Raw genomic sequence first — 23,866 nt, 5'->3', positions numbered from 1 at the left:
CAATGAAGACGGATCTTCGCTAGCAAGCGAAAAGCCACTTATGGGCAATATCTCAATCGAACTTCTTCCTGAGCACGTTGCAACGTTTCATCCGACAGCGGCCAATCTGAAGCCGGGTTCGTTCGTTTTTCTTACTCATATCGGCGGCAAGTCACTTGCGGCGCAGGCCGGCGCGGCCGCCCGCATTAAAGCGATGGGATACGAACCCGTCTGTCATCTTGGGGCGCGCAATTTCACATCACGAGACGAATATGCAAATCATCTCTCGGCGCTGAGCGACGCTGGGGTTACAACGGTCTTGATGATCGGTGGCAACTCTTCGGATAGCGTGCCGCCGATGCATAGCGCCATGGAGTTACTCTCGCACTCCATTGTTCCACGAACAGGTATTAAACGCATTTTCTTCGCTGGACATCCCGAAGGCCATCCATCCATACCCCCAGAGATCCTGGTGCCGACGTTGTTGGAGAAGATCAACGTTGCGCGTGAGCTTTCGCTGGTTCCCGAAATCGTGACGCAATTCGCCTTCGATGGCGCTGCAATGGCCGCCTGGGGGGCCGGTCTACGGAAAGCAGGAATCGACGTCCCGATTAGGTTCGGGGTCGCCGGGGTCACGTCGCTACCCAAGCTCATCAAGTTTGCAATGCTTTGCGGCGTCGGCGCATCGCTCAAAGGGCTAAGTCGCCAAGGCGGTTCAATCCTCAAGGCCATGCGTGACCAAGATCCTGGCGATGTCATTTCCCAACTTCGTATCGGCACGGAGGCTTACGCCCTTAAAGGGATAGATCTGCATTTCTTCCCGTTTGGCGGATGGGAAAAGACGCTCAATTGGATCGCAGCGTCCAGCGGTGCGCACTAGCGAGCGTCGGGCATGCGCCCCATAGCATTTCTTCAACGTATCTGGGCCGGGCTTACGCCAAATCAGCGCTCATCAACCTTCGAGAACAGCTTCATGACGAACAAACGCTATATCCTGAAATTTTCCTGTCCGCACAGCAACGCTATTGCCCCGTTCATCGCAAACTTCTTCTCCAGCCAAGATCTAAAAACCTACGAATCGCATCAATACCAGGATGGTGACACCGGCAGGTTTTTCATGCGGGTGCTTTTTGGATCATCCGGAAGACAGATCGATCTCGACAGGCTTCGAGAAGACTTTGCCAGAGGGATTATCGGGCTGGATATGACGTGGTCTATCCGAGACAGCGAGCAGCCTGCACGCGTTCTTATTCTCGTCTCGCTGTTCGATCACTGCCTGTCCGATATACTTTATCGCTGGCGTATCGGCGAACTTCCGATGACTATCACTGCCATCGTATCGAACCACCCGGTTGATGCCTACGCGAAGGCCGATTTTAACAACATACCGTTTCATCATCTCCCGATAACGAAAGAGACGAAGGCCGAACAAGAGAAAAAGCTGATCGAAATTATAGACAGCACCCAAACAGATTTGGTTGTCCTCGCGCGCTATATGCAGGTTTTTTCTACTGATCTTTCCGCCAAGCTGTCGGGGCGCGCAATCAACATCCATCACTCATTCTTGCCGGGATTTAAAGGCGCTAAGCCATATCACCAGGCCCACTCTTATGGTGTCAAGGTAATGGGTGCGACGGCGCACTACGTGACTGCCGATCTCGATGAGGGGCCGATTATCGAACAAGACGTTGAACGAATTTCGCATCTGGATTCGCCCGATAGCCTTATCCGCAAAGGCCGGGACATCGAACGGCGCGTCCTGGCGCGAGCAATTCGTTACCACCTTGACGATCGCGTATTTCTCAATGGTCGCAAGACTGTTGTTTTCCCGGATTGATGAGGAAATGCGATGCGAACTCATCAACGAAACTCTGAAGGACTGACCGTACTATGACTGCAAAGATCATTGACGGTAAGAACGTTGCTCAGGCGGTCCGCCTCGATTGCAAGAGGCGGGTTGAATCTCTGGAGAAGCGTTATGGGCGGGCGCCGGGCCTCGCAGTAGTTATGGTCGGGGACAATCCGGCGTCGACCGTCTATGTCCGCAACAAGATAAGAGCTTGTCATGACGTCGGCATTCGCTCCGAGCGGATCATGTTTCCCGCAACAGTAGGCGAGGACGAGGTTGTTCGAACGATTGCAGGCCTGTGTGCCAATCCTGTCGTTGACGGAATTCTTGTTCAACTTCCGCTGCCGAAAAGCTTCAGCATAGAGCGCGTGCTAGGCGCCATCGACGCGGAAAAAGATGTCGACGGCTTCCATCTCTACAACGTAGGTGGTCTCGTTGTCGGCAATACCGTCTTCCCTCCGTGCACGCCTTACGGTGTGATGAAGCTACTTGAACATGAAGGTATCGAGGTTGCGGGCAAGAACGCTGTTGTCGTGGGGGCGAGCAATATTGTCGGCAAACCGATGGCTCTCATGCTGATGCAACGCGAGGCCACCGTTTCGATCTGTCATGCGCGGACGACAGATCTGGCGCAGTACACAATTCTTGCGGACGTTCTCGTCGTCGCCGCTGGGCATCCAAACCTCATTCTAGGACCGATGGTGAAGAGTGGAGCTGTCGTCATTGATGTCGGCATTAACCGCCTGGCGAACGGTAAACTTGTTGGCGATTGCGATTTTGAAGGAGTGAGCAAGAGGGCTTCGTTCCTGACTCCGGTTCCCGGAGGTGTGGGTCCGATGACCGTCACCATGCTTCTCGTCAACACAGTCAATTCCGCAGAGCGAGCGCTTTCGCGCGCAGCGTCTTCGATGGTGAGCGCATCGGTCTAAGTGGAGGGTTCATAATGAACGACGAGCATACTGACGCGACCTCTAAGACAGAGTGTGCTTTTCGTCCAACGGCGGTGACTTCGACCTGCGGTAGCGATGGAAGATGGGTGGCACATTGGGTCGAGAATGTCGGACGAGCCGGCGAAGTCGTCAAATCACGCGGCGGCTTCGAGACTGAAGGTGAAGCCCTCGCTTTTGGGCGTAAACTGGAACTGATCTCTCGTCTAAATCGATGCTGATGAAAACCGCCGTAAGTGAAATGCCTGGTCTTTGAGACTCATCAAAAAGCGCGATTGATGTCCATTTTTATGACACGGCGCCGCAAGAGGCGTGCTTTCATTTTATCGCGACGCTTTCAGCGGCGAGTAACGTTCGTTGCTGGCGGCCTGATCGTTGGTTTAACGGCAGCCGGCCTAGCAATTGCTGCCGATTACGCTCAAGCAACGTTTCATAGTTTTTCCGACAAGTGGCATTGGGCTCCGCTTCTGATGACGCCTCTAGGCTTTGCCGCTATCGTCTATTTCACAACCCGCTTTTTCCCAAATACCCAGGGGTCCGGAATTCCCCAGGCGATCGCTGCGCGAACGATGACGCGTTTCGAATATCGGTCAAGGCTCGTCGGCTTTCGCGTCGCACTAGGAAAAGTCCTGTTCACCTTGCTTGGACTTTTTGTTGGAGCCTCGACTGGACGAGAGGGCCCAACGGTGCAGGTCGGCGCATCGATTATGTTCATGGTCGGCAAATTCACACCTCAGCGTCAGTCCGATCTTATTCTCGCCGGGTCTGCTGCCGGCGTTGCGGCTGCGTTCAATACGCCGCTGGCTGGCGTCGTATTTGCAATCGAAGAGATGAGTCGAAGTTTCGAGGCACGTGCGAGCGGCCTCATCATCGGCGCGGTGATTGTCGCTGGCATGACCGCGCAAATGTTACTTGGCGACTATACATACTTCGGGCAGACGAGCGAAGTCGCGCCTACAGCGATCCTTTGGATGGCTGTTCCGATTTGCGCCGTCGTAGGAGGTTTTACCGGGGCGGGCTTTAGTCGTATTTTGATGGCTTTCCCCGACGTTCTGCCGTCCCGCATTGCAGCCCTGGTGGCAAAGCGTCCAGTGGTTGTCGCGGGGATTTGCGGCGCATGTGTTGCGATATGCAGCTCAGCAGTCGACGGAGGCGTCTACGGTACGGGCTATGAACAAGCACGTGCAGCGCTGTCAAACCCGAGCAATGTGCCATGGGAATACGCCCCCCTGAAGCTGCTAGCGACCGCGCTATCGGCTATTAGCGGCGTCCCGGGCGGCATCTTTTCGCCGTCCCTTTCGGTGGGGGCGGGAATAGGCGCGATCATTACCCATTTGTTCCACACGACTGCGACGGGTTCGATCGTTCTCTTGGGTATGGTTGCCTACTTTACAGGAGTCGTAAGGGCGCCAATTACGGCATTCGTTATCGTCTCGGAAATGTCCGGAAACCCTAGAATGTTGGTGGCGCTTATGGCGACTGCAATCATCGCGGATGCATGCGCGCGGATAGTCAATCGCGAAGGAGTCTATCACGCACTGTCTAAGCGCTTCGTGAATCCGGTAGCTGCTTAATTTGAGAATAAAGCTATGACGCCGAATGGTTGTCTGCAGCTGCTGACCGATTGGAAAACAAACGTCGCCGCAGTGCTTTTCGTTACAGCGATGGCAGCCGTAGGTGAATATGCAGGCCTTAAGCTTCTTCTCTTTCCTGAACTTGGCGCGCTGGCTTATGGCACGATAGCGCGCCCCAATCACCCTTGGGCGAGCGATCTTTCTCGGCTCATCGCGACGCCGACGGTGACCGGCGCGATCGGCATGCTGATAATGCGCTATCTTGGGTGGGGACCACTTCAGGTTTTGCTTGTCGTTATGGTCTCGCTGGGCGTGGTAGCGGCGATGCGATCGCGAGTTTTTCCTGCTTTGTCCGCGGGTGTCTTGCCACTCGTTCTTGGAATCTCCGATTGGATTTATCCGGTATGCATCTTAGCTTCATGTGCTGCCCTTGCAGGCGTGGCTCTCGTTATGCGTTTTGCAGGCGTAACGCGGTCCGACGAACTCAGCCGCAGGCGCGTTAATGATTGGTGGCGTCCAGACCGCCTCCTTATCTATCTTTGCCTTATGGCATTTGTCGCGACCGTCGCTTATGCGCTATGCCAGCCGCTTTTGCTGTTTCCGCCCCTCGCGGTCCTTGCTTTTGAGTCCATCGTGCGATCCGAGGCTTGCCCTTGGATCGGGAGGCCGTTCGCGCTTATCGGCCTTTTTGCTTTTTGCTCTGCATCCGGCTATGCGGTTTTCTACGTCTTTGGCGTATCGGCGCTTGCGGCGGCGCTGTCGATGATTGTCGCGCTTATCTCAATGACGATAGTCGATCTTTATGCTCCTCCGGCCATTGCAGTTGCCATTCTGCCATACGCCTCTATGCAGGCCGGATGGCTTTATCCCGTCGAGGTTGGATTAAGCGTGGCGGCACTCGCGGCAGTGTTTTCGTTGCTCGAGTGGCGCAAATTAGCGCGCCACGGAAGAAAGACGCTGCAGGTCTGGAAATAGCTCGCCGCAAGCGTGTTCACGACCTGGAGCTGAGCTCATAACAGGCCTCAACGAACAAACATGCCGCGATCCGACGATGGCTAGTGGATGTAGCCAAAGGCAGCACATGAAAGCGCTGCTGAGAGAAACTGACTGACATCGCTCTTGATGTTCAAGAGTGCAGCCACGGCTTATGGCACTAATCACAACACCAGGGACCGTTGCGCAGGCTCGGTTAGAACGGCGACCGGCAACGGAGCATTTCTCATGACTATCAGCTTTATGGCTTCTGGCGCGAATGCGGCGTTTCGCGTTCGGGTCGCGCTAGTGCTCAAGAATCTCCCTTTCGAGGAGATCGACGTTGATATTCTTTCCGGTCGTCAGTTCGATCCTGCTTACACCGAAGTGAATAAAGAGCATGTCGTTCCTACTCTCGTTCACGATGGCCATCGCATTTTGCAGTCGCTGGCTATTCTCGAGTATCTCGACGAGATCGAGCCCGAACCTAGGCTGATATAAGTTCCGAGATTCGCCTCAAGCGTGGCTTCATCGCCGCCGGGATAGGAGAACCTCTGTTAATTTCTAGTGATACGATCACCAGTAATGGCCGTTCGGTCGGTGTAGGATCCTCATCATCGCGCCGGCACGAAAAGGATTGGAGGCAAAACGTCCTGTTTGGAAAATTATTCAGATCTCGGCCGAACTCGGGACGAGCACTGCGACAGCCAAAGGAGAAATAGAATGCGTGCGTCCATTAAATGTCATGTGGGCGAAGGAAAAGTGCGGCAGCGGGGCCGTGAGCTGCCAAAAATTAATATAAGTATTCCGACCAATCTCTTTTTTTTCGGGCGGGGAGAAGGCGTCGACTTGAAATATTGACTCGTCGATCCCATATACCCGAATTGGATCGAAACTGGCCAACCAAATGATTTAATGAAATAAATTCGGATTTAACTTGACCGCTTGCGGCCGCATATGAGATCCAATTTCGTGAGAGATTGAGATATCAAATAAAACGCTTAAGAATTTCAAAGCAGACATAGAAATTTCGATTAAGATCTGGGCGGGGCCGGGAGATCCGGCGTAAAGGCGGCGTCGATACAGGAAGCGCCCCTAGGCCCGATGAAGAGCCAATTGGCAACCAGCCTGAGGTAAGACGGCCCGCGCCCGACGGACAACGGGAATTCCAGTAGACAAGCTACGAGTCGCGTAGCAACCGCGAACTGCATATGCAGTCGACGGAGGGGAAATCTTTTTGGGCGGGCACCGGGTGGGTGCGGCTCATAGTTTTGCGTTTGGGGGCAATCATGTCAATCGACCAACTCTTCGATCCGCAATTTCCGGGTACCACGCCGTATATTCCTGCGGATACAAGCCGTGTGCGCAATGACCTGCCAAAGGTGAAGCGCGCGAATAACGTCACCTATCATCATTTCATGTCGTCCCGCGATACCGACACGAGCAATAAGGTCTGTGAGGGGATTAAAGAATTTGTGGCGGGCAGAATGTGTCACAGGCCTCAGGGGGAGAAAGACGGCGCAGCGATCATCGGTGCAGAGCTGATCCGCTTCGAAGGCCAAAAAAAGCCGAACGGAGAGACGTACAAATCTGGAAGATTGGATGAATTCGTTTCTTCAATCTCGTTGTTGCAGATCGACATCGACAACACGGACAAGGAGACGAAGCAATGCCGCGGACGCCCCATTGGGGCGGAAGATATCGAGGCTTGGTTTGCGAAGACAGGGTATCAAGGATATTATTACACGACCTTTAGCCATCGACCGGAATGGCCGCGCTTTCGCGTCGTTTTATTCTTCAATAAGCCCTTCAAAATTCGCGATCATCTCCACGATCCGGAAGGCCAGCAGAGAGCGAAACTCTATCAGGAAGGCTACGCCGCGCTGGCGCAAGGGTTGTGCGGGGACAATTGGGATCGCAGCTGCAAGAACCTGTCGCGAATTTTCTATTGTCCCGCTTATCCTAAAGACAATCCGGACGCCAAATCCTGGGCATTGGGCAAATTCATCGATGGCAATCCGATCGACTTTGACGAAGTCGTCCAAAAGCTCTCTCCTGTTCCGACGCGGCGCGCCAATCTCAGATCGAAATCACGTGTCGTCAGCGCCAAGAGACAGCAGTTCGATGTGATCTGGAGAGCTGTGCGCCAAAACTTCGACGCTGCCAGTTTTGTCAGTCGCCACGACCGGACAGCAAAGGAAAGGACCGCAGAAAAAGTCGAATTTTTCTGCCCCTTTGATGAGGAACATGGTCATCCCGACGGCGAGGGGTCAGGCAAGACGCCGGCTGTTGCCTTTAGTCCGGCGGCGGCGCAGCATCAAACGGCGACGCTTCATTGCCTGCATGATGGCTGTCATGAGCGCACCCCCGGAGATTTCGTGTTCGCCATCCTAGAGCGCGAAAGGCTCGACTTCGAAGATTTGCGGGAATTCTTGGACGATGAGGGTGAAAGCCGATTTGACGATGCCGTCGCGACCTTGGTGCCCGATTACAACCAAGTCGATGAGGCGATATCGGCGGTCGACGCCGCCGAACGCGGGAAAAAAGACGGCTTGGCATTCACCGCCGTTAACATGATCGCGCGTCTTCCCGCCGGTGTCGATAGTGAACGAGCGATCGCTGCGCTTGTTCAGGTTTGGGGAAAAAGCGAAACAAGAATCGCAAAAATGGTGAGGGACGAACGAAAGGCTCAGCGGACTGTGCGCGCCCTTGAGGCTGAGTTCACTGAGTTCGAAGAAAATCCAGACGAAGTCTTCCCGGGCCAGGACTTCGATTCTGCGCTCGCCAAAGCAACGCAGTTGCTCGAGGCGGGAAATGGCAAGAACCCGCGCATTTTTTATAGTCCCTTCCAACAAGGTTACGTCCGGATACCATCAGGTCGCGAGGATCCCAATCTCGAAACTTTAAGCTCTGAGGCAAAGTGGATCCACGAAATCGGCAAGCATGTTCGCTGTATGCACCGCTGCAAAACGCGCGGCAAATATTCAATACCTCCACCGCAGTCATTGATCCGAGGTATTTACGGCAATCCCGAATTGCTGGTTCCAAACTGCCAAAGCATCGTCCATGTCCCGCTTTTTGACACCAACGGCAAACTACGCACAGAACGCGGATATGATGGCTTCACCAAAAGCTACCTCATTCCTTGGGGAAAGTTCCGCGCCATTCCAGACGAAATCTTGCCAGCGCATGTCGCGGACGCCGTCGCCCTGTTGATGTTGGCGATCCGTGATTTTCCCTTTTCCGATAACTTCGTCGGTGTCGATCCGTTGCCCGTGCGCGTCGACGGCGAGACAGATGATGATGGTTTTCCAGCGCCCAATTTAAAGCGAGGGCGATCATCACGCGCGCACGCCCTTGCAATGCTGCTGACGCCGATTGCGCGCAACCTTATCCGTGGCCCGACGCCGATCCATTTTATCGATAAGCCAAAGCCGGGGACGGGCGCGGGATTTCTGCTCGATCTTTTGTTTCACGTTATCGAAGGGCGCCGGGCCAGCGTTTTTGCGCTCGGCCTCGATGAGGCGGAGCGAGGAAAGCAGATCACCACCAAACTTGCCGCCGGCAAGGCGATCATTGCTGCTGACAACATCAATCATCACGTCGATGACGCAGCCCTAGCAGCGGCCATTTCTGGCGGGTACTGGGAGGGTCGTAAGCTCGGAAAATCGGAGGATGTCGAAGTTCCAATCAACGCTACATACGTCTTTGCCTGCAATACCGGCTCACTGTCGCAAGAGCTTATGGAACGCGTCCTTCCTATACGCATGGACGCTGCATTGGACAATCCGGCAAACGAACGCCCGGCCACCTATTACAAATTGCATGCGCTGGGCAAGCTTTATGGCGAATGGCTCGAGGCCAACAAGCTCGAACTCGTCTGGGCGCTTCATATTCTCATCGCCGCGTGGCTCCAAGAGAAGGCGAAGGGCTATGTTTACGACGGGCGCGTACAACCGCGTTTTCCCGACTACAGTCGGGTGATTGGCGGCATTCTGGAGGTGGCCGGTGTCGAAGGATTTGCGTTAAACCGCGAAGCCTATCTCGCAAGCCGCAATGATGAACGACAAGTCCATCGAGAGGCGCTGCTGCATCTGTTTCGTATAAACAGCGAAAACCCATTCTCCGCTGCTGATGCTAGCAGCCACCTTGCGACAGGAGATGGCAATCGCTTGAAATTCGACATTCTTCCGCGGGAGCGTCGTGATCGCACACGCAGTAGCGAAGGACTGCAGATTTCTGTCGGACGATGGCTGGCTTCGATGTGCGCCCAAGCCGTTCATGCTCTGCCCGATGGGACAACAGTGGCACTCACGAAGGCGAAGCGAAATGGTGCGGGAGAATACAGCTTCGAAAAGATGTAGCTCTTGTAGCTCTTGCGCGAGGGGCGTCAGCCCCTCGCCTTTAATGCGCACTTCCGGCAACCTACCGAGCAAATTTAGACAACGATATCAAGTGTTCAGAGCAAATATTCCATTGTTTAGGGAGATTGCCTTTTCTCTAAATTTGAGAAGCGAGAAATATAATAATAGCTCTCTTTCTCTTCGCTGATGCCGGCCGCGCCCGCGGCGATCTCACGTGACAACGCTCGTAAGGGGCGCACTAACCATCTCACATCATTGCTGGGAGAAGCTTCTGTTTTCGGCTTTTTCGCAACCTATATCTTCAATATCGGCGGGCGTTTTCGCCGAGGTTTCGTTTTTGAAGGTGTATTGCGTTATGGAAAAACAGAAAACGAAAGCTCGCGGTCAGATGCGGCCATTTTCAAAAGCCGATGTTGCCGTCATTCGCAGCAAACTCTCGGCAAAAGGCTCGACCCGCGACCTCGCCCTCTTCGAAATGGCAATTTCAACGATGCTGCGGGCGTCCGACCTCGTTCACATGACCGTCGCCGACGTCACCGATATCTCCGGTGCTGTTGTGGCATCGTTCTCGACGCAGCAGCGCAAGACACGTCGGGCTGTCCCGGTCCATCTGTCGGAGGCTGCGCGATCCGCGTTGAGCCGTCATATCGCGGCGCACGGGTTGCCGGCGTCTGCCTACCTGTTTCAGCGCCACGACCGCGCGGCGGGACGCAGCGGTGCAGCGATCACACCGACGACGTTTCGCACGCTCGTCAAGTACTTCGCCGACCTCGCCGGCTACACCGACCACTCGACGTTCTCAGGTCACAGCACGCGTCGCACCAAAGCGTCCATTCTTTATCGTGAGACCAAAGATATCGAAGGCGTGCGCACGCTGCTCGGCCACGCGAGCTTGGCCCATACCGCAGCCTACCTCGGTGTTGGCACGGACGAAGCGCTAGCGCTCGCTGCGAAGATCGAGATCTAGCGGTCACACCGGCTTGGCGCGAGGAGACACGCGCGGCCGCTCAGAGCAGGCGGGGGGAGGGGACCCAAGCCGGGTATACCCTCCCGGCGGCTTCGATAGGTTGCCCACTGTCGCGACCAGGATGGCGAAAATTATGAAGTTGGGGGGTGACGCAGGTCGCCGACATGCCAACGGGGCCATGTTCAGGTGACAGTCGGCACGTCGATGTCAGAGAATGGGCAGGTCGTTGCTGAGGACAAGCTTGATGAGCTCGCTTTGCTTTGTGGTTCCGGTCTTCTGCAACATGCGCGCAATTTGATTGCGAATGGTGACAAGGCTCACGTCGAAACGCTCGGCGATCTTCTTGGCATCCGGTTCATCGACCAAAGCGTGCACAACCCGCGCTTCCGCCGGTGTCAGCCCAAAAGCGCTCGCGCTCAGGTCGGTGCCCTCTCGGGGTGAATTCTGAGGGTATCCTCGAATTTCATGTTTTTCATGCATCGCCAATTTCAAACTTCTTGAAACGTTCGACGATAAATACCTCAAACGCCTTCGCGGCCGGCTTGAGGCGCTCCATGGGCGGTGTTGTAACATAGTAAGGATGGGACATCGGAACTGATTGATCCGTCAGCCGAACCAGCCTGCCGTCTCTGAGGTCACCTCCAACTGTCGGGACATCGCCCATGGCGATGCCCGCTCCTGCGCGCGCTGCTTGAAGCGTCAAGTGTGCGCCGTCGAAATAGATACCTCGCATGAGATTGGACGGCACGATTCCGGAATTGATGAACCACCGGGTCCACGTATCGGTATTGTGTTCATGGATGATCGTGTATTCCAACAAGTCCTTGGGGCGGACATTCTTTTGGTGTGCGATGGAAAGTCTCGGGCTGCAAACGGGAAAGAACCTGGACTGTCCTAAAAGGGTTACGCGTCTGCCCGCTTGCTCTGCGCTTCCGTAGGTAATGGCGATGTCCGCATCTTCGATGGAATTCGGCTGGTGCCAAGGGTTCGTCATCATCCTGATCTTCACTCGCGGGAACATCAGAATGAACTCACCGAGAAGCTCGGCGAGCCAATTCGCGCCCAGTCCGGGGACGCTAACGATAACGAGGTTTCCCTCGAACTGATGGCCTTTGAGTTCTGCTATTGCTCCAGAAATTCGATCGAAGCCTGTCTGGACGGCTTCGAGAAGACGGTCGCCCGCATCGGTTAACTTCATCGGACGTGTGCTTCGGTCGAAGAGGCGCATACCGAGCTGCTCTTCGAGCCCCCTTATATGATGGCTGATCGCAGCATGCGTCACGCCAAGCTCGTCCGCTGCTAACGTGAGGCTCTTGAATTCCGCTGCGGCCTCAAATGCCCGGAACGCGTGAAGCGGCAAACGTGACCTCCTCATCTGCCTACTCTCTGAGCAATCGACATCCCCGCCTGCATATTCCGCTCGCAAAAATCACAGTGTAAATTCAGCTTACACTTAGCGGATATTTTTCTCAATTGCGGCAAGGCTATTTGCATTTACCTTGTTCTTAACGCAGGCGAGTGAGCGAACGAATGCCGGGAGACGACCATTGAACGGGACGCTGACGAAAGAAAAAGAGGACAACGCCGCCGAAGACACCCAACCTAAGTGGGGGATCTCGGCTCAAACCGGAGTTCTCACTGACGTTCTGCTCGGAAAGCCCGACTATTTCGAATGGACCAAGCTCAACGCCATTTCCGATGTCGCGCAGGAAAATCAGGAGCGCATGGGCTACAGCTTCGACAAACAGAAGGCGATGCGTCAGCACCGCGAGATGGTCGACGTCTACGAAGCAAACGGCATTCGCTGTCACTTCGTCGAAGCGGACGAAGGTCTGAAAGCTAGTGTGTTCACGCGCGATTCAAGTTTCATGACGCCATGGGGCGCCGTTGTCGCCAGCATCCAGACGCCGCCACGTCGCCGCGACTATGCGGTGGTCTCAGAATTCTATCGCAATGCAGGGATTCCGATTTGGAAATGGGTAACCGCCGGACATTTCGAAGGCGGAGACTTTGTCATCTTGAAGCCCGGAGTGGCGCTCCTTGGTTATTCCGGCAGCCGTTCCACGAAGGAAGGGGCCGTGCAAGTCGCCGGCTGGATGAAAGATAAAGGATGGGAAGCCTTCATTGTCCCGATCCCACATCAGTTCGTCCACATGGACGCCGTTGTGGTGATGCTCGAAAAGGGCGTCGCCCTCATCTGCGAAGATGCTCTGCCGCCGTATGCGCTCGACTTCATCAAGGAAAAGCACGGGATTCGGTCGATTATAGTCAACTATGCTGATTGCGTCCAACTTGGAGGCAACCTCGTCAGCCTGGGAAACAAGCGCGTGCTATCGATGGCGCACAACCTCAATGTCAACGCTCGGCTCAGGGAGGAAGGCTTTGAGGTATTCGCCGTTGACTACGACATGTTCGCGCTCGGAGGCGGAGGAGTCCATTGCTCGTGTCACGAACTCCGAAGGCTGCCGGACTGAGCCGCTCGTCGAAAGGTAGAGCATTCGATTCGAAACCCAGAGCGCAAGTTTCGTTGATGAGGGGAACCGATGAAATCGGATAGTGCAAGGCCTGAGGGTGTAACGCGCGTTCTGCAGTATGTTTCTCTCAATCGCCGCCAGATATTAAAGGGTGCGGCTGCTCTCAGCGTCATGGGAGCGACAGGCATGCCAAGCCGGGGTGCGGCCGCCGGTACATCGCTCAACTATCTGGGTTGGGAGGGATACGACTCGTTTCTCACCGCTGGAGATTTTGGCAAGTCCGACGGCTTGACGCTGCAAAAGACTTTTATATCTAGCGCTGACGAGGTTGTCGCGAAGCTGCGTCTCGGCGCAAGTCAATTGGATATCTGCACACCCTACTTCATCCACGATGGTTTTCTCGCTGATCAAGGACTGCTCGAGCCGCTCGACCTCGCGAAAGTGCCGAATTTTTCCAAGATCAACGCCACGATCCTGCGTTACTGCGAGCCGAATATGAAGTTCAAGGATCATTGGTATGCAGTTCCGATGACCTACGGATCGATCTGCATGCTCTACAATGCGGATCTCGCCGCGACCCCGACGTCGTGGAAGGACATGCTCAAGCCAGAGTACAAAGGCAAATGCGCGATCACGGCCGATTACGTTGGCAACATCTTCGCTTGGGCGCGGGTCGCAGGCGTCGAGCAACCGAACCGGATGACGAAGGCGGAACTTACAAAAACCACCGAACTTCTAATCGACCTGAAGCGCAATCATTTACGCACGATCGCGCCAAGCTATGGTGACCTAACTCAGCTCCTGTCGAGCAAAGAAGTTGTGATAAGTCAGGGGTGGGAGCCGGTTCCCACATGGGTCGGCGCAGCCGCAAATATCAAGATTGCCTATCCCAAAGAAAAGTGCATGGGCTTCATCGAAGGTTATGCCATTGGCAAAGGCGCGCCTCACGCCGAAGAGGCATATCGCTTCATCAACAACGCGTTAAGTCAGCAGGGGCAGCTCGCTGGCGCCACGGCGAACTCGATGCCGGTCGTCACGGATGAAGCGATGAAGGCCGCGGACGCAGCCAACAAGGCCATTTACGATTACGATCATCTTGACGACTATCTCATCAACAAGACGATGGTCGTTCCGATGTATCCGCTCGAGAGCAAAGGCGACTTGGCAATCTGGGATGATTATCAGGAAGCATGGGAGAAGGTCCTCAAGAGTTGATGTCAGCCGCGAGCCAGGAAGCGCCTCTGCTCCGGCTAACGGGAATCACAAAGGCCTTCGGTGTCCATATCGCGCTTCATCCGCTCGATCTCTCCGTTGCACGGGGTGATTTCCTGGCGCTTCTCGGTCCTTCTGGTTGCGGCAAGACTACTCTTCTTCGCATCATCGGCGGCTTTCTTCGTCCCGACAGCGGAAGAGTTGAGATTGGTGGTCGGGATGCGACCGCCCTTGGTCCAGAGCAAAGACACACCAACATGGTGTTTCAAGGGTACGGACTATTTCCGCACATGACGGTCCGCGAGAATGTGGCGTACGGACTAAAGATCGCGAAATACCCGGCTCAGCAGCGCGATCATAATGTCGGAGCGATGCTCGAGATGATGCATATCTCAGCTCTTTCCGATCGTCTCCCGGATGCTCTCTCCGGCGGACAGCAACAGCGCGTTGCGCTGGCGCGCGCCCTCGTCATGAAGCCGAGCGTGCTTCTGTTAGACGAGCCTCTGGCAGCGCTTGATCTACAGCTGCGAAAATCGATGCAAACCGAATTGCGCAACCTTCATCGCGAAATTGGCGGAACCTTCATCTGCGTGACGCACGACCAGAGCGAGGCGATCGCGCTTGCTAATCGCATCGCTGTGATGAATGCTGGCCGGGTCGTGCAGGAAGGAACGCCAGAGGATATTTATCGACGCCCGCGGAGTGCCTTCGTTGCGGGATTCGTGGGCGAGAGCAATATTTTCGCCTTGGAGCGCCGATCCGGAATTTGCCGGCTAGCGGACAATAATCTTCCGTCTCCGGGTCGTGACGCTCAGGTGACGATGATGGTCAGGCCCAATGATATACGTTTGGTCGAAATGCGCGTGGAGAACGATGTCTCGCTATCCGGAGAGATTATAGATGCGGTCTTCATGGGCGATCACGCCAAGCTCGTTGTTGTTGCGGAGACTGGCGATACGCTAGTCGTTCATAGATCCCGCACCGAGTGCGAAGTCGGTTCGATAGAACGCGGGACGCGCGTGCTCGTGTCCTGGTCGCGAGACGACTGCCATATTCTGGATGAGCCATGATCAACACTCGCGCTCGCAGTATGGCCGCCATCTCACCGTCCGCCCTCGTATGGGTTGGATTCTTTTTTGCGCCGATCGCTTATCTCTTCATCGTGAGCTTTTGGCGCGTCCGTCTTTATAAAATCGTGACCGATGCGAGCTTCGATAATTACGCGCTCGCGGCGGGCGAATATCGCCATGCGATCATCTTCACGGTGCTTCTCGCCGCGCTTGTCGGTGTGATCACCACGGTGTTTGCCTTTGCAATGGCTTATATGATCCGATTTCGTGCGGGTCGCTTCGGGAATGTGCTGCTTTTTATTGCTCTGACGACGCTGTTCGGCGGCTATCTCGTCAAGATTTATGCATGGAAGGGATTGCTGGGTTCCGATGGCATCATCAACCAGGCCCTCTTGAACGTTGGGCTCATATCCGAACCTATTTACTGGCTGCTTTATAGTCCCGTCGCGGTCGTTGTAACGCTTGTCCATTTTTTGCTTCCCTATGCACTCCTTCCGATCAACGCCGCACTTCGCGGGGTTGGTGACGCACCCATCGAAGCCGCGCGCGATCTCGGTGCGCGGCCTGGAAGAATTTTGATCGACGTTATTCTGCCTCAGTGCGATCGCGGAATCCTGACTGCCTTTGCGCTGTCGTTCTTCGTCAGTGCCGGTGATTACGTCACACCACAGCTGGTGGGCGGCCCCGAAACCTTCATGGTCGGAAACTTCATTCAGAGCCAGTTTATAAACCGAATGAATGCGCCTGTCGGCGCTGCTCTCGCATTTGCCACGATGCTTGCGACCTTATTGGCGGTTGGAGTTTTCTCGTTGACCTATCGCCGCCTTCTGAAGGCATGCTCGACATGACGCTTCGCTCGGCCTGTTGGCTCGCATTCGGCAGTCTGTCGGTGGCGTTTCTCGTGGCGCCGCTGGTTCTGGTTGTGGCGTTTTCATTCGGCGAGAATCCTCATGCGACGCTTCCCTTCGGTGAGCCGACACTGAAATGGTATCGCGAGCTTTTTTCCAACGGCGATTTCTGGAGTGCTCTTCAAAACAGCGCAATCGTGACGTTGTGCGTTGGTATTCTCTCTGCTGTTCTCGGAACGGCCGCTGCATTCGGCTTTGTCGGTCTCGGCCAGAAATTGTCCCAGATCGGCGTTCAGCTGATATCTCTTCCGGTCATGCTGCCGCCGTTGGTTCTTGCTCTCGCGCTGGCGACAGCATTCTCAGCCAGTCGGATCCCATTGGGCCTGGGAACGGTCATTCCAAGCCATCTCGTCTTCACTCAACCGTTCGTCATCTTAGTTATTTACGCGCGGCTCACGTCATTCGATCGGTCGCTCTTCGATAGCGCGCGCGATCTCGGCGCCTCGTCATTCCAGATTTTTCACACGGTCACCTTACCTCTGATCGCCCCGAGCTTGATCGGCGCGACGCTTCTTGCGATGGCGATCTCGCTCGATGATTTCGTCATCACCTTTATGACGATCGGAGGCGGCATGACTTTGCCGACGTTGATCTGGGGAATGTTGCGCACGTCCCTCGATCCGAGCATCAACGCACTCGGCACGCTCGTTCTCATCTTGACGCTCAGCTTGAGCGTCATTGCATTCAAACTGACGCGCTACAGGGGCTGACGAATGGTCAAATTCGCGTTCGAGGGAAAGACGGTCCTGATTACCGGAGCAAGCCAAGGGATCGGCCTAGCGATTGCTGAAGCCTTCGCACAGTCGCAAGCGGATGTCGCGATTCTTGCGGAGAACGACCTCATTTACGACGCGGGCGTGGGCCTCGAGAAGCGTTACAAAAGGCCCGTTCGTGCACTGAAATGCGACATCTCCGATCAAGAGCAGGTGCGAACTTCGCTTGCCGGTATCGAGCGTTTCGATGTCGTGATCAACAACGCGGGGTATCAACCGGCGACGCCAATTTCAGTTTCCGGCGAGAAGGTCGATAGCGAGTTCCGACGGGTCATCGACGTCAATGTGATGGGCACATATTACGTCACGCGAGAAGCGCTTCCGCGCATTCCGCGTGGTGGCCGCATCATCATGACAGCATCGATCTGGGGGCGCACGGGTGCTGCCGGATATTCGGGATATGCCGCATCGAAGCACGCCATAATTGGGTTTATGCGATCGCTCGCGATGGAATTGGGTCGCGACGGAATAACCGTCAACGCGGTTTGTCCCGGCTGGGTCGATACGGAGGGGGCCATGTGGACCGTAAGAGACGAGGCAGCCGCAACGGGCGTTCCGGTGCAAGCACTCGTCGCCGACTATCTGCGCGGCCAGCCGATTGCGGGGGTCATGCCAACGACTGCAATCGCGCCGACTTATCTTTTTCTGGCATCGGAGTCTGCGGCCGATATCACGGGCCAATGCATCGGCGTTGATCGCGGTAGTTTCATCGGTTGAGGGGAGACGGGCGTTTGAAACGACTAGATGGCAAGGTCGCGATCGTTACGGGTGCTGCGGCCGGAATTGGTCTTGCAACGGCAAAATTATTTGCTCGCGAAGGAGCGTCATTACTCATCACGGATTGCGATGCCGTCGGAGGAAAAGCAGCGGCGGAAGAACTCGCCAAGTCTGGCGCCGTCTATTTTCAACAACATGACGTCGCGAGCGAGGACGATTGGCGCACCGTTATCGATATGGCTCAGCGGTTCTTCGGCGAGCTCGATATTCTCGTCAATAACGCCGGCATCCAGCTCACGCGCGGACTCGAGGAGACGACGCTTAATGACTGGCGCCATGTGTTCGGCGTCAACGCGGAAGGCACATTTATCGGAACCCGCATGGCGATCGAGATAATGAAGAGGCGCGGGGGCTCGATCGTGAATGTCTCTTCGACGTATTCGATGGTGGCCGATGGATTGAACGCGGCCTATTGCGCTTCCAAAGCCGCATCGCGGCATTTCACGAAGGCGGCTGCGCTCTACTGTGCAGACCGCAAATACAACATACGGGTCAATGCGGTTCACCCGGGCGTCGTGATGACGCCGATGCTCGAGCGCGAGATCGTTGCTGTCTCGGCGGACCGCGGGTTGGCGGACACCAGCACCGTCGAAAGTGAATGGGGTCGTATCTGTCCGTTGGGAATTGGCGAAGCCAGCGATATCGCCGATGGTATTCTTTATCTCGCATCGAATGAGTCAAAGTACGTGACTGGCAGCGATCTCGTGATCGACGGCGGTCACATCATTCGCTGAGACATTTGTGTCTTCTACTTGCGAGGAAGCTCGCTGTCCGGAAGGCCTTGCTCGTAGTAGGGAAGACGAATGCGTCTGGGTTGATAGCGGCCTTCCGCGGTTACTTTCCGAATGTGAGCCGCGATTTCATCAAGACGCGCAAACCAGACATTTCCGCGTTTCTGCATCGTTTCAACCATGCGCGCGATGGCATCGAGACGGGCGGGCCGCGCGCTGACCCACGGATGCCACACGCCGACCCAGAGGCCGCCATAGCGATAGGCCGCTTCGAAATCGGCCATATAGACTGCGCATGCCTCGTCCGGCGAGCGTATCGTCATCTGATATCCGAAATCCGGCGCGTGCACGTACTGCGGCCAATCGTCTAGCGTCCAATGGGATGGTATTTCGACGAAGGAGCCGCCCTCGGCGTCCACAAAATGCGGGATGTCGTCGGTCATCAGCGATGCATCATAATCGAAGCCGTGGCGAACGAGCATCTCCGCGGTGTATCGCGAGAAATTATAGATCGGCGCACGAAAGCCGCGGGGCTTCTCTCCCGTGATGCTAATCATCGTCTCAAGCGCGCGTACGAAGAAGGCTTCCTGCTCTTCGCGCGGAATCTGATTGTAATTCTCGTGAATATACCCGTGATGTCCAATTTCGTGACCGCCGGCAAGTATTTGCTCGACGAGATGCGGATATGTTTTCATGCACCACGCCGGATAAAAGAACGTCTGCTTCAAATCGAGATCGCGGTACAGGCGCAGAATACGCGGAACGGCGATTTCGTCATAACGCATCCACGACGTCGTCGCGACGAGGTCGGGAACACGATCGCGATATTCGAGATGCAGCGGACTTTCGGAATCGATGTCAAACGTCAACGCAACGGCACAGCGAGCACCGTTGGGCCACGGAACCGGATTCTCGATCATTGTGATATTCCCCCAGCGAATCTTAGATCGTACGAAAGAACGGCAGCGTACGGAACCTATGGCGACCGCTCAGCAATTATGAAATATCGCCAATTCCCCGTCGTATAAACCGGCGCCTCGGCTACCACAAAAAAACGTGCCGAATGACGGTGGCTGACAATCCCGGATGGTCCGCACGAGGTTGAATACCAGACATTCATTCGAAAAGCTTGGTCCACCGGTTCGTGCACACTGAAAATGCCAGCCTTCTCGGCTTCGCGGAAGTTATAGGACGTTCGCTTCGTCCCAAAAGCTGCCGTCGCGTTCTGCTTGATCAGCGACGCAGGGAACGCCGCCGACCACGTCCGGTATCGGAGGTAGTGCGTCAGTCGATCAGATATCGATCTTCCCAGCGGTTTCTATCGCGTCGTCGAACTCGATACCGAAGTATCTGACCCTGCTTTCGGTATTGGAATGCCCAAGCAGGAGTTGGGCCCGGAGAATTCCTATTCGCCGATAGATGAGCACTGCCTTTGTCCGCCGCAGCGAATGCGTGCCAAATTTTGCCGGATCGAGACCCGATGCCGGCGATCTACTCCAGTATCAGCCGCACGTACTGCCGCGTTGTCAGCCCACCTCTGTCGCCACGGCCGGCGAAGAGAAACTGGCCCGGCTTGCGCTCCGTCAGACGCATGTACTCGTCAATGGCCTGTCGAGGCTGATCAGTCTCGAAGCGAACCGACCGCCCCATTTTCTTCTAGCGGATGGCCGCTTGATCCACCTAGTAACCGCTTGGAACAACGTCATCGACGCGGAGGGATCATGCGTCCAGCGAGTTCGATAGGACCAGTCTCGATGCGAATACTCAAAGAGGATTTAGCTCATAACACCACTTCGAGAGTTCGCAGTCTCATCCCCGCGCTCTTCCAGCTTCTTGACAGGAATTCTGCGAGATAGAAATACTCCAAATTCAAGGACCTTGAACCACTTGCAATGAAAGGCGCGATCATGGACGTGGAAGTAAGCGTGATTATTCCGTTTGCGGCTGAAAAAGTCTGGACATTGGTGGGAGGTTTCAACCTCTTGCCCGCAATAAGCAGCGGATGCGTAACGAGCACGCTGGAAGACGGTGGCCGCGTTCGCGTTTTGACTAATAAAGACGGCTCCATCCTGTGGGAAAGAATGCTGTCGTTCGATGATGCCGCTCGCCAGCTTTCATATTTAATCACCGATAGCAAAGGGTTTTCATCAGCCTATGACGTTGGCTACATCGGCACGGTGAAAGTCTGTGAAAAAGACAAACACACCGCAATCTTCCTCTACAAAGGTGACTTCGAGCCAACGCCTGGCACGACCGTCGAAGCCGCACGCGCAGCCGTCAACGCCTTCGCGCAAGACTGCGCCAAAGGCATCGAACGCGTTCTCCAAAGATTAGAAAAACGATAGCTGATAAGGGGCGGCGCCACGAATGCGCCGCCCTTTGAATTCAATTCAAGTACACATCTTTCCAGGTACGAAAAGTGTGCAAACTACTGCGCAAAAGCGAAGCACTCTGACCAACAATCCAGCGGAAATGGAATTTTTTTGTAATTTCATTCAAGCTACTTGACTGCGCTAGCAAGCCCGAGTGAGTATGAACTCATGCGATGGGCGATCCCCTTTAAATCGCTGGTTGCAGAATTGAAGCGAGCGACTGCGCAGAGGGACGCCAGCTGCATTTGCACGTTTCGGCTGCGCATGAGTGCCGGAAGTTTGATGGCACTTTTACCCGTCGCGACTGTGTTTCGGTTGTCGGCCAAAGATGCTCCGCAAGATGCATCGGGTCGTGGGCGCAACGAAGGAGACTTCTATGGGAATGCTGGCGACGCGCGACTGGTACGATCTTGCGAGACAGACAAACTGGACGCCAAAATACATCGACGTCGATCAATTGTATCCTCCGCAATTCAGCGACACCTATGGAATTGGAATGGAATTCTGGGAGGAATTCGACGAACCCTACAAAGTTACTTATCGCGACTACGTTCAAACACAGCGCGAAAAAGAAGTAGGTGCCTATTCGGTCAAATCGGCAACATCTCGTAGCGAATTCTACCGGAAGGCCGAGCCCGGATGGAAATCGATGCTCCAATTTCATTTTGGCTCAATTCCGTTTGTCGAATATGGCTCGGTTTCGGCCTTTGCGAGAATGACGCGCTTCGGAAAAGCTCCGGGCATGCGCAACATGGCGACGTTCGGTAGCTTGGACGAAACCCGCCATTCACAAATTCAGATGTTTTTCGGCTACGAATTCATCGGCGAGCATCGAGCGTTTGATTGGGCACACAAAGCCCCCAATACCGACAACTGGGTGGTCATCAGCGAGCGTCATTGCTTTGACGACGTCGAGCACACGCGAGACGCCGTCAGCTCCGCGATCATGACGAACTTTTCCTTTGAGCAGGGATTCACGAACCTGCAATTTATCGCGCTGTCCGCCGACGCAAAAAAGTACGGCGATTACAGCTTTTCCGCGATGCTGCAGACGGTACAATCCGACGAGGCACGTCACTCACAGATCGGCGAGCCGCTCATCGAGATCATGTTGAAGGCGGGGCGCAAGGAAGAAGCGCAACGACTCATCGACATTTCGTTCTGGCGAGTATGGAAGCAGTTCTCGGCGCTTTCTGGCGTTTCGATCGACTATTACACACCGCTCGATCGCCGTGAGCACTCCTTCAAAGAGTTCGTAGAAAATTTCGTTTGCACTCAGTTCCTGCGAAACTTGAATGCGCTTGGATTGGATAAGCCTTGGTATTGGGACAATCACTTCCTTCCCGACATCAATACCTATCACCACGCTCAACAACTCGGGATTTACCTCTACCGCGCAACGCAATGGTGGGATGCCGTCGCTGGCGTATCACCTCGCGAGCGCGATTGGCTTGAGCAAAAATATCCGGGCTGGAACGACACGTTCGGGCAAACGTGGGACGTTATTATTGAAAACGTCTTGAGCGGCCGAACCGATCGCACCGAGCCACAATTCCTGCCTATGTTCTGCAACATGACTGGGCTCGAATTGACGGGCGTTCCGGGGAAGAACTGGAAGGTCAAGGCGGAGCACATCGATCTCGACGGCCGCCGGTATCATTTCGGATCTCCCGTCGACAAATGGATCTTTGAACTCGAGCCAGAGCGTTACAAAGGCCACCTCAGCTTTATCGACCGCTTCGTTGCCGGGATGATGCCCGCCGGTCCGGAAGGTGCCTTCGAATACATGAACATGCCGGCGGGTGACCGCGGAGTTTGCGGAGACAACTACGCTTGGGCGAATGGCTACCGCAAACAAGCGGCGGAATGAATGTCGCGAGGGTCGCCGCGGTCAGGGTCGCGGCGACCGTCTTAATCTGAAATGATGAAGAGCCGAGAAAATGTCAGATCAGTTTCCTCTCGTGATCAATTTCCAGGGCGACTACGGCATGAAGCTGTTGCTTGTCGATCCTCAGTCCACAATCGATCAAGTCGCCGCGAAAGCTAGGGATACTCTCGTCGGCATTGTCGTCAGGCCGCTGCCCGAAGGCGCTACGCTCAAGGTTCGCAGGCACGGCGACGCGTCGGTTCTTGATGGCAATATGAAAGTCGCAGACGCCGGCTTCGTCAAAATGGAAGCGCTCGACATCGTCCATTCCAGCTGAAGGTAGAAGCGATGGCATTTCAGCGCGTGTGTTCCATCGACGACGTTTGGGAAGGCGAAATGCAAGCGTTCCCGATCGGTGGCAAGCAAGTATTGATCGTGAATGGAGACGGCGGCGTTTTACGGGCCTTCGACGCTATCTGCCCGCACCAGGAGTATCCCTTGGTTGAGGGAGCGCTAGAGGGCAACATTCTCACCTGCTCGATGCACCTCTGGCAGTTCGACATTGGATCGGGCGAAGGCGTCAATCCTACGGGGTGCAAACTGAAGGTCTATCCAATCAAAGTGGAGAACGGCGACATCCTCGTCGATCTCGAAATGGTGGCCTGATCGCAGCATGCGACTGCACTCACCATCATGACAAAATAGGAAAGGACCTTTCCGTATGAAAGCCGAAGACGCCAACGCGAATGATTTTGTTGGCCCAATTATCTCGCGAGGGGAGATGTCTGATGCCGTGAAGGAGGCTGTCGAGATCGACAATCCTGACCGCGAAAAAAGGACTGAAGAGACCGCCGCGTACGTTCGCATCGAGGCCAGGGGCGAATGCATCATAACGTTCAAAACGATGTCCGAGATCTTGGGTCGAAAATTCTCAATAGGCGAACTTGAGAGAAACATGCCGGGATTTGCAGGTTTCATACGGACGGATAGCGACCAGGTGCGCTTCGTCTCAAACAAACGTCACTGAAAA

At 55.1% G+C, this 23,866-nt stretch carries 23 protein-coding genes; 20 read left to right on the top strand and 3 right to left on the bottom strand.

Features of this window, described 5'->3' with window-relative positions; all coding sequences use genetic code 11:
- Positions 1-40 precede the first annotated feature (40 nt).
- The 8 genes from HYPMC_RS23230 to HYPMC_RS10425 all read left to right on the top strand — a co-directional run bounded on the left by HYPMC_RS23230 (position 41) and on the right by HYPMC_RS10425 (position 10,652).
- A complete protein-coding gene (locus HYPMC_RS23230) occupies positions 41-859 on the top strand; it encodes a methylenetetrahydrofolate reductase (protein WP_157135430.1) in 819 nt (272 codons plus the stop codon).
- A 93-nt stretch (positions 860-952) separates the two neighbouring features.
- A complete protein-coding gene (gene purU, locus HYPMC_RS10460) occupies positions 953-1,816 on the top strand; it encodes a formyltetrahydrofolate deformylase (RefSeq protein ID WP_041300873.1) in 864 nt (287 codons plus the stop codon).
- Between the two features lie 53 nt (positions 1,817-1,869).
- Positions 1,870-2,757 (top strand): bifunctional methylenetetrahydrofolate dehydrogenase/methenyltetrahydrofolate cyclohydrolase FolD, encoded by an 888-nt coding sequence (gene folD, locus HYPMC_RS10455; protein ID WP_013947887.1) that lies wholly within the window; start codon positions 1,870-1,872, stop codon positions 2,755-2,757.
- Positions 2,758-3,053: 296 nt separating this feature from the next.
- Positions 3,054-4,349: a chloride channel protein gene (locus HYPMC_RS10450; RefSeq protein ID WP_013947885.1), complete on the top strand. Its 1,296-nt coding sequence runs from the start codon at positions 3,054-3,056 to the stop codon at positions 4,347-4,349.
- 15 nt (positions 4,350-4,364) lie between these two features.
- Positions 4,365-5,324: an HPP family protein gene (locus tag HYPMC_RS10445; RefSeq protein WP_013947884.1), complete on the top strand. Its 960-nt coding sequence runs from the start codon at positions 4,365-4,367 to the stop codon at positions 5,322-5,324.
- A gap of 246 nt (positions 5,325-5,570) precedes the next feature.
- A complete protein-coding gene (locus tag HYPMC_RS10440) occupies positions 5,571-5,822 on the top strand; it encodes a glutathione S-transferase N-terminal domain-containing protein (protein ID WP_013947883.1) in 252 nt (83 codons plus the stop codon).
- Between the two features lie 788 nt (positions 5,823-6,610).
- Positions 6,611-9,685 (top strand): hypothetical protein, encoded by a 3,075-nt coding sequence (locus tag HYPMC_RS10430; RefSeq protein ID WP_013947881.1) that lies wholly within the window; start codon positions 6,611-6,613, stop codon positions 9,683-9,685.
- A 355-nt stretch (positions 9,686-10,040) separates the two neighbouring features.
- Entirely contained in the window at positions 10,041-10,652 is a 612-nt protein-coding gene (locus tag HYPMC_RS10425) for a tyrosine-type recombinase/integrase (protein WP_013947880.1), read from the top strand.
- 207 nt (positions 10,653-10,859) lie between these two features.
- On the opposite strand, the gene HYPMC_RS10420 is transcribed toward HYPMC_RS10425, so the two are convergent.
- On the bottom strand, positions 10,860-11,132 hold the full coding sequence (locus tag HYPMC_RS10420; protein ID WP_013947879.1) for a LuxR C-terminal-related transcriptional regulator: 273 nt from the start codon (positions 11,130-11,132) through the stop codon (positions 10,860-10,862).
- Positions 11,125-12,012, bottom strand: coding sequence for a LysR substrate-binding domain-containing protein (locus HYPMC_RS10415; protein ID WP_041300040.1), 888 nt, complete (start codon positions 12,010-12,012; stop codon positions 11,125-11,127). Before HYPMC_RS10415 ends, HYPMC_RS10420 begins: the two co-directional genes overlap by 8 nt.
- Before the next feature lie 187 nt (positions 12,013-12,199).
- Between HYPMC_RS10415 and HYPMC_RS10410 the strand changes: the two genes are divergently transcribed.
- From HYPMC_RS10410 to HYPMC_RS10380, 7 genes are all read left to right on the top strand, one after another.
- Positions 12,200-13,126: a dimethylarginine dimethylaminohydrolase family protein gene (locus tag HYPMC_RS10410; protein ID WP_013947877.1), complete on the top strand. Its 927-nt coding sequence runs from the start codon at positions 12,200-12,202 to the stop codon at positions 13,124-13,126.
- Between the two features lie 69 nt (positions 13,127-13,195).
- On the top strand, positions 13,196-14,341 hold the full coding sequence (locus HYPMC_RS10405) for a PotD/PotF family extracellular solute-binding protein (RefSeq protein ID WP_013947876.1): 1,146 nt from the start codon (positions 13,196-13,198) through the stop codon (positions 14,339-14,341).
- Positions 14,341-15,408 (top strand): ABC transporter ATP-binding protein, encoded by a 1,068-nt coding sequence (locus tag HYPMC_RS10400; protein WP_013947875.1) that lies wholly within the window; start codon positions 14,341-14,343, stop codon positions 15,406-15,408. The genes HYPMC_RS10405 and HYPMC_RS10400 overlap by 1 nt, the downstream gene beginning before the upstream one ends.
- On the top strand, positions 15,405-16,256 hold the full coding sequence (locus HYPMC_RS10395; protein WP_013947874.1) for an ABC transporter permease: 852 nt from the start codon (positions 15,405-15,407) through the stop codon (positions 16,254-16,256). Before HYPMC_RS10400 ends, HYPMC_RS10395 begins: the two co-directional genes overlap by 4 nt.
- On the top strand, positions 16,253-17,026 hold the full coding sequence (locus HYPMC_RS10390) for an ABC transporter permease (RefSeq protein WP_157135429.1): 774 nt from the start codon (positions 16,253-16,255) through the stop codon (positions 17,024-17,026). Before HYPMC_RS10395 ends, HYPMC_RS10390 begins: the two co-directional genes overlap by 4 nt.
- 3 nt (positions 17,027-17,029) lie before the next feature.
- Entirely contained in the window at positions 17,030-17,806 is a 777-nt protein-coding gene (locus HYPMC_RS10385; protein WP_013947872.1) for an SDR family NAD(P)-dependent oxidoreductase, read from the top strand.
- 14 nt (positions 17,807-17,820) lie between these two features.
- Complete coding sequence (locus HYPMC_RS10380) at positions 17,821-18,600, top strand: glucose 1-dehydrogenase (protein ID WP_041300037.1); 780 nt, start codon at positions 17,821-17,823, stop codon at positions 18,598-18,600.
- 14 nt (positions 18,601-18,614) lie between these two features.
- Here the strand turns inward: HYPMC_RS10380 and HYPMC_RS10375 are convergent, their stop codons facing one another.
- Complete coding sequence (locus HYPMC_RS10375) at positions 18,615-19,517, bottom strand: polysaccharide deacetylase (protein WP_013947870.1); 903 nt, start codon at positions 19,515-19,517, stop codon at positions 18,615-18,617.
- Positions 19,518-20,504: 987 nt separating this feature from the next.
- On the opposite strand from HYPMC_RS10375, the gene HYPMC_RS23225 reads away from it, so the two are divergent.
- The 5 genes from HYPMC_RS23225 (at position 20,505) to HYPMC_RS10340 (ending at position 23,863) form a co-directional block, all read left to right on the top strand.
- Entirely contained in the window at positions 20,505-20,942 is a 438-nt protein-coding gene (locus HYPMC_RS23225; RefSeq protein WP_157135428.1) for an SRPBCC family protein, read from the top strand.
- Between the two features lie 403 nt (positions 20,943-21,345).
- The gene (locus HYPMC_RS10355; protein ID WP_013947866.1) at positions 21,346-22,839 is read left to right on the top strand and encodes a Toluene-4-monooxygenase system protein A; all 1,494 of its coding nucleotides are present in this window, start codon (positions 21,346-21,348) and stop codon (positions 22,837-22,839) included.
- Positions 22,840-22,909: 70 nt separating this feature from the next.
- Positions 22,910-23,173 (top strand): toluene-4-monooxygenase system B family protein, encoded by a 264-nt coding sequence (locus HYPMC_RS10350; protein ID WP_013947865.1) that lies wholly within the window; start codon positions 22,910-22,912, stop codon positions 23,171-23,173.
- Positions 23,174-23,184: 11 nt separating this feature from the next.
- Positions 23,185-23,502, top strand: coding sequence for a Rieske 2Fe-2S domain-containing protein (locus tag HYPMC_RS10345; protein WP_013947864.1), 318 nt, complete (start codon positions 23,185-23,187; stop codon positions 23,500-23,502).
- Positions 23,503-23,557: 55 nt separating this feature from the next.
- Positions 23,558-23,863 carry an MmoB/DmpM family protein gene (locus HYPMC_RS10340; protein WP_013947863.1) on the top strand — a complete coding sequence of 102 codons (306 nt, stop codon included), beginning with the start codon at positions 23,558-23,560 and terminating at the stop codon, positions 23,861-23,863.
- Positions 23,864-23,866 lie beyond the last annotated feature (3 nt).

The sequence above is a fragment of the Hyphomicrobium sp. MC1 genome (genome assembly GCF_000253295.1).
Taxonomy (GTDB): domain Bacteria; phylum Pseudomonadota; class Alphaproteobacteria; order Rhizobiales; family Hyphomicrobiaceae; genus Hyphomicrobium_B.
This window is presented reverse-complemented; position numbering and strand designations above follow the sequence as displayed.

Coding starts and splice junctions, on each gene's coding strand:
- HYPMC_RS23230 (WP_157135430.1), top strand. CDS start 41: ATGGGCAATATCTCAATCGAACTTCTTCCTGAGCACGTTGCAACGTTT.
- purU (WP_041300873.1), top strand. CDS start 953: ATGACGAACAAACGCTATATCCTGAAATTTTCCTGTCCGCACAGCAAC.
- folD (WP_013947887.1), top strand. CDS start 1,870: ATGACTGCAAAGATCATTGACGGTAAGAACGTTGCTCAGGCGGTCCGC.
- HYPMC_RS10450 (WP_013947885.1), top strand. CDS start 3,054: ATGTCCATTTTTATGACACGGCGCCGCAAGAGGCGTGCTTTCATTTTA.
- HYPMC_RS10445 (WP_013947884.1), top strand. CDS start 4,365: ATGACGCCGAATGGTTGTCTGCAGCTGCTGACCGATTGGAAAACAAAC.
- HYPMC_RS10440 (WP_013947883.1), top strand. CDS start 5,571: ATGACTATCAGCTTTATGGCTTCTGGCGCGAATGCGGCGTTTCGCGTT.
- HYPMC_RS10430 (WP_013947881.1), top strand. CDS start 6,611: ATGTCAATCGACCAACTCTTCGATCCGCAATTTCCGGGTACCACGCCG.
- HYPMC_RS10425 (WP_013947880.1), top strand. CDS start 10,041: ATGGAAAAACAGAAAACGAAAGCTCGCGGTCAGATGCGGCCATTTTCA.
- HYPMC_RS10420 (WP_013947879.1), bottom strand. CDS start 11,132: ATGCATGAAAAACATGAAATTCGAGGATACCCTCAGAATTCACCCCGA.
- HYPMC_RS10405 (WP_013947876.1), top strand. CDS start 13,196: ATGAAATCGGATAGTGCAAGGCCTGAGGGTGTAACGCGCGTTCTGCAG.
- HYPMC_RS10400 (WP_013947875.1), top strand. CDS start 14,341: ATGTCAGCCGCGAGCCAGGAAGCGCCTCTGCTCCGGCTAACGGGAATC.
- HYPMC_RS10395 (WP_013947874.1), top strand. CDS start 15,405: ATGATCAACACTCGCGCTCGCAGTATGGCCGCCATCTCACCGTCCGCC.
- HYPMC_RS10390 (WP_157135429.1), top strand. CDS start 16,253: ATGACGCTTCGCTCGGCCTGTTGGCTCGCATTCGGCAGTCTGTCGGTG.
- HYPMC_RS10385 (WP_013947872.1), top strand. CDS start 17,030: ATGGTCAAATTCGCGTTCGAGGGAAAGACGGTCCTGATTACCGGAGCA.
- HYPMC_RS10375 (WP_013947870.1), bottom strand. CDS start 19,517: ATGATCGAGAATCCGGTTCCGTGGCCCAACGGTGCTCGCTGTGCCGTT.
- HYPMC_RS23225 (WP_157135428.1), top strand. CDS start 20,505: ATGGACGTGGAAGTAAGCGTGATTATTCCGTTTGCGGCTGAAAAAGTC.
- HYPMC_RS10355 (WP_013947866.1), top strand. CDS start 21,346: ATGGGAATGCTGGCGACGCGCGACTGGTACGATCTTGCGAGACAGACA.
- HYPMC_RS10350 (WP_013947865.1), top strand. CDS start 22,910: ATGTCAGATCAGTTTCCTCTCGTGATCAATTTCCAGGGCGACTACGGC.
- HYPMC_RS10345 (WP_013947864.1), top strand. CDS start 23,185: ATGGCATTTCAGCGCGTGTGTTCCATCGACGACGTTTGGGAAGGCGAA.
- HYPMC_RS10340 (WP_013947863.1), top strand. CDS start 23,558: ATGAAAGCCGAAGACGCCAACGCGAATGATTTTGTTGGCCCAATTATC.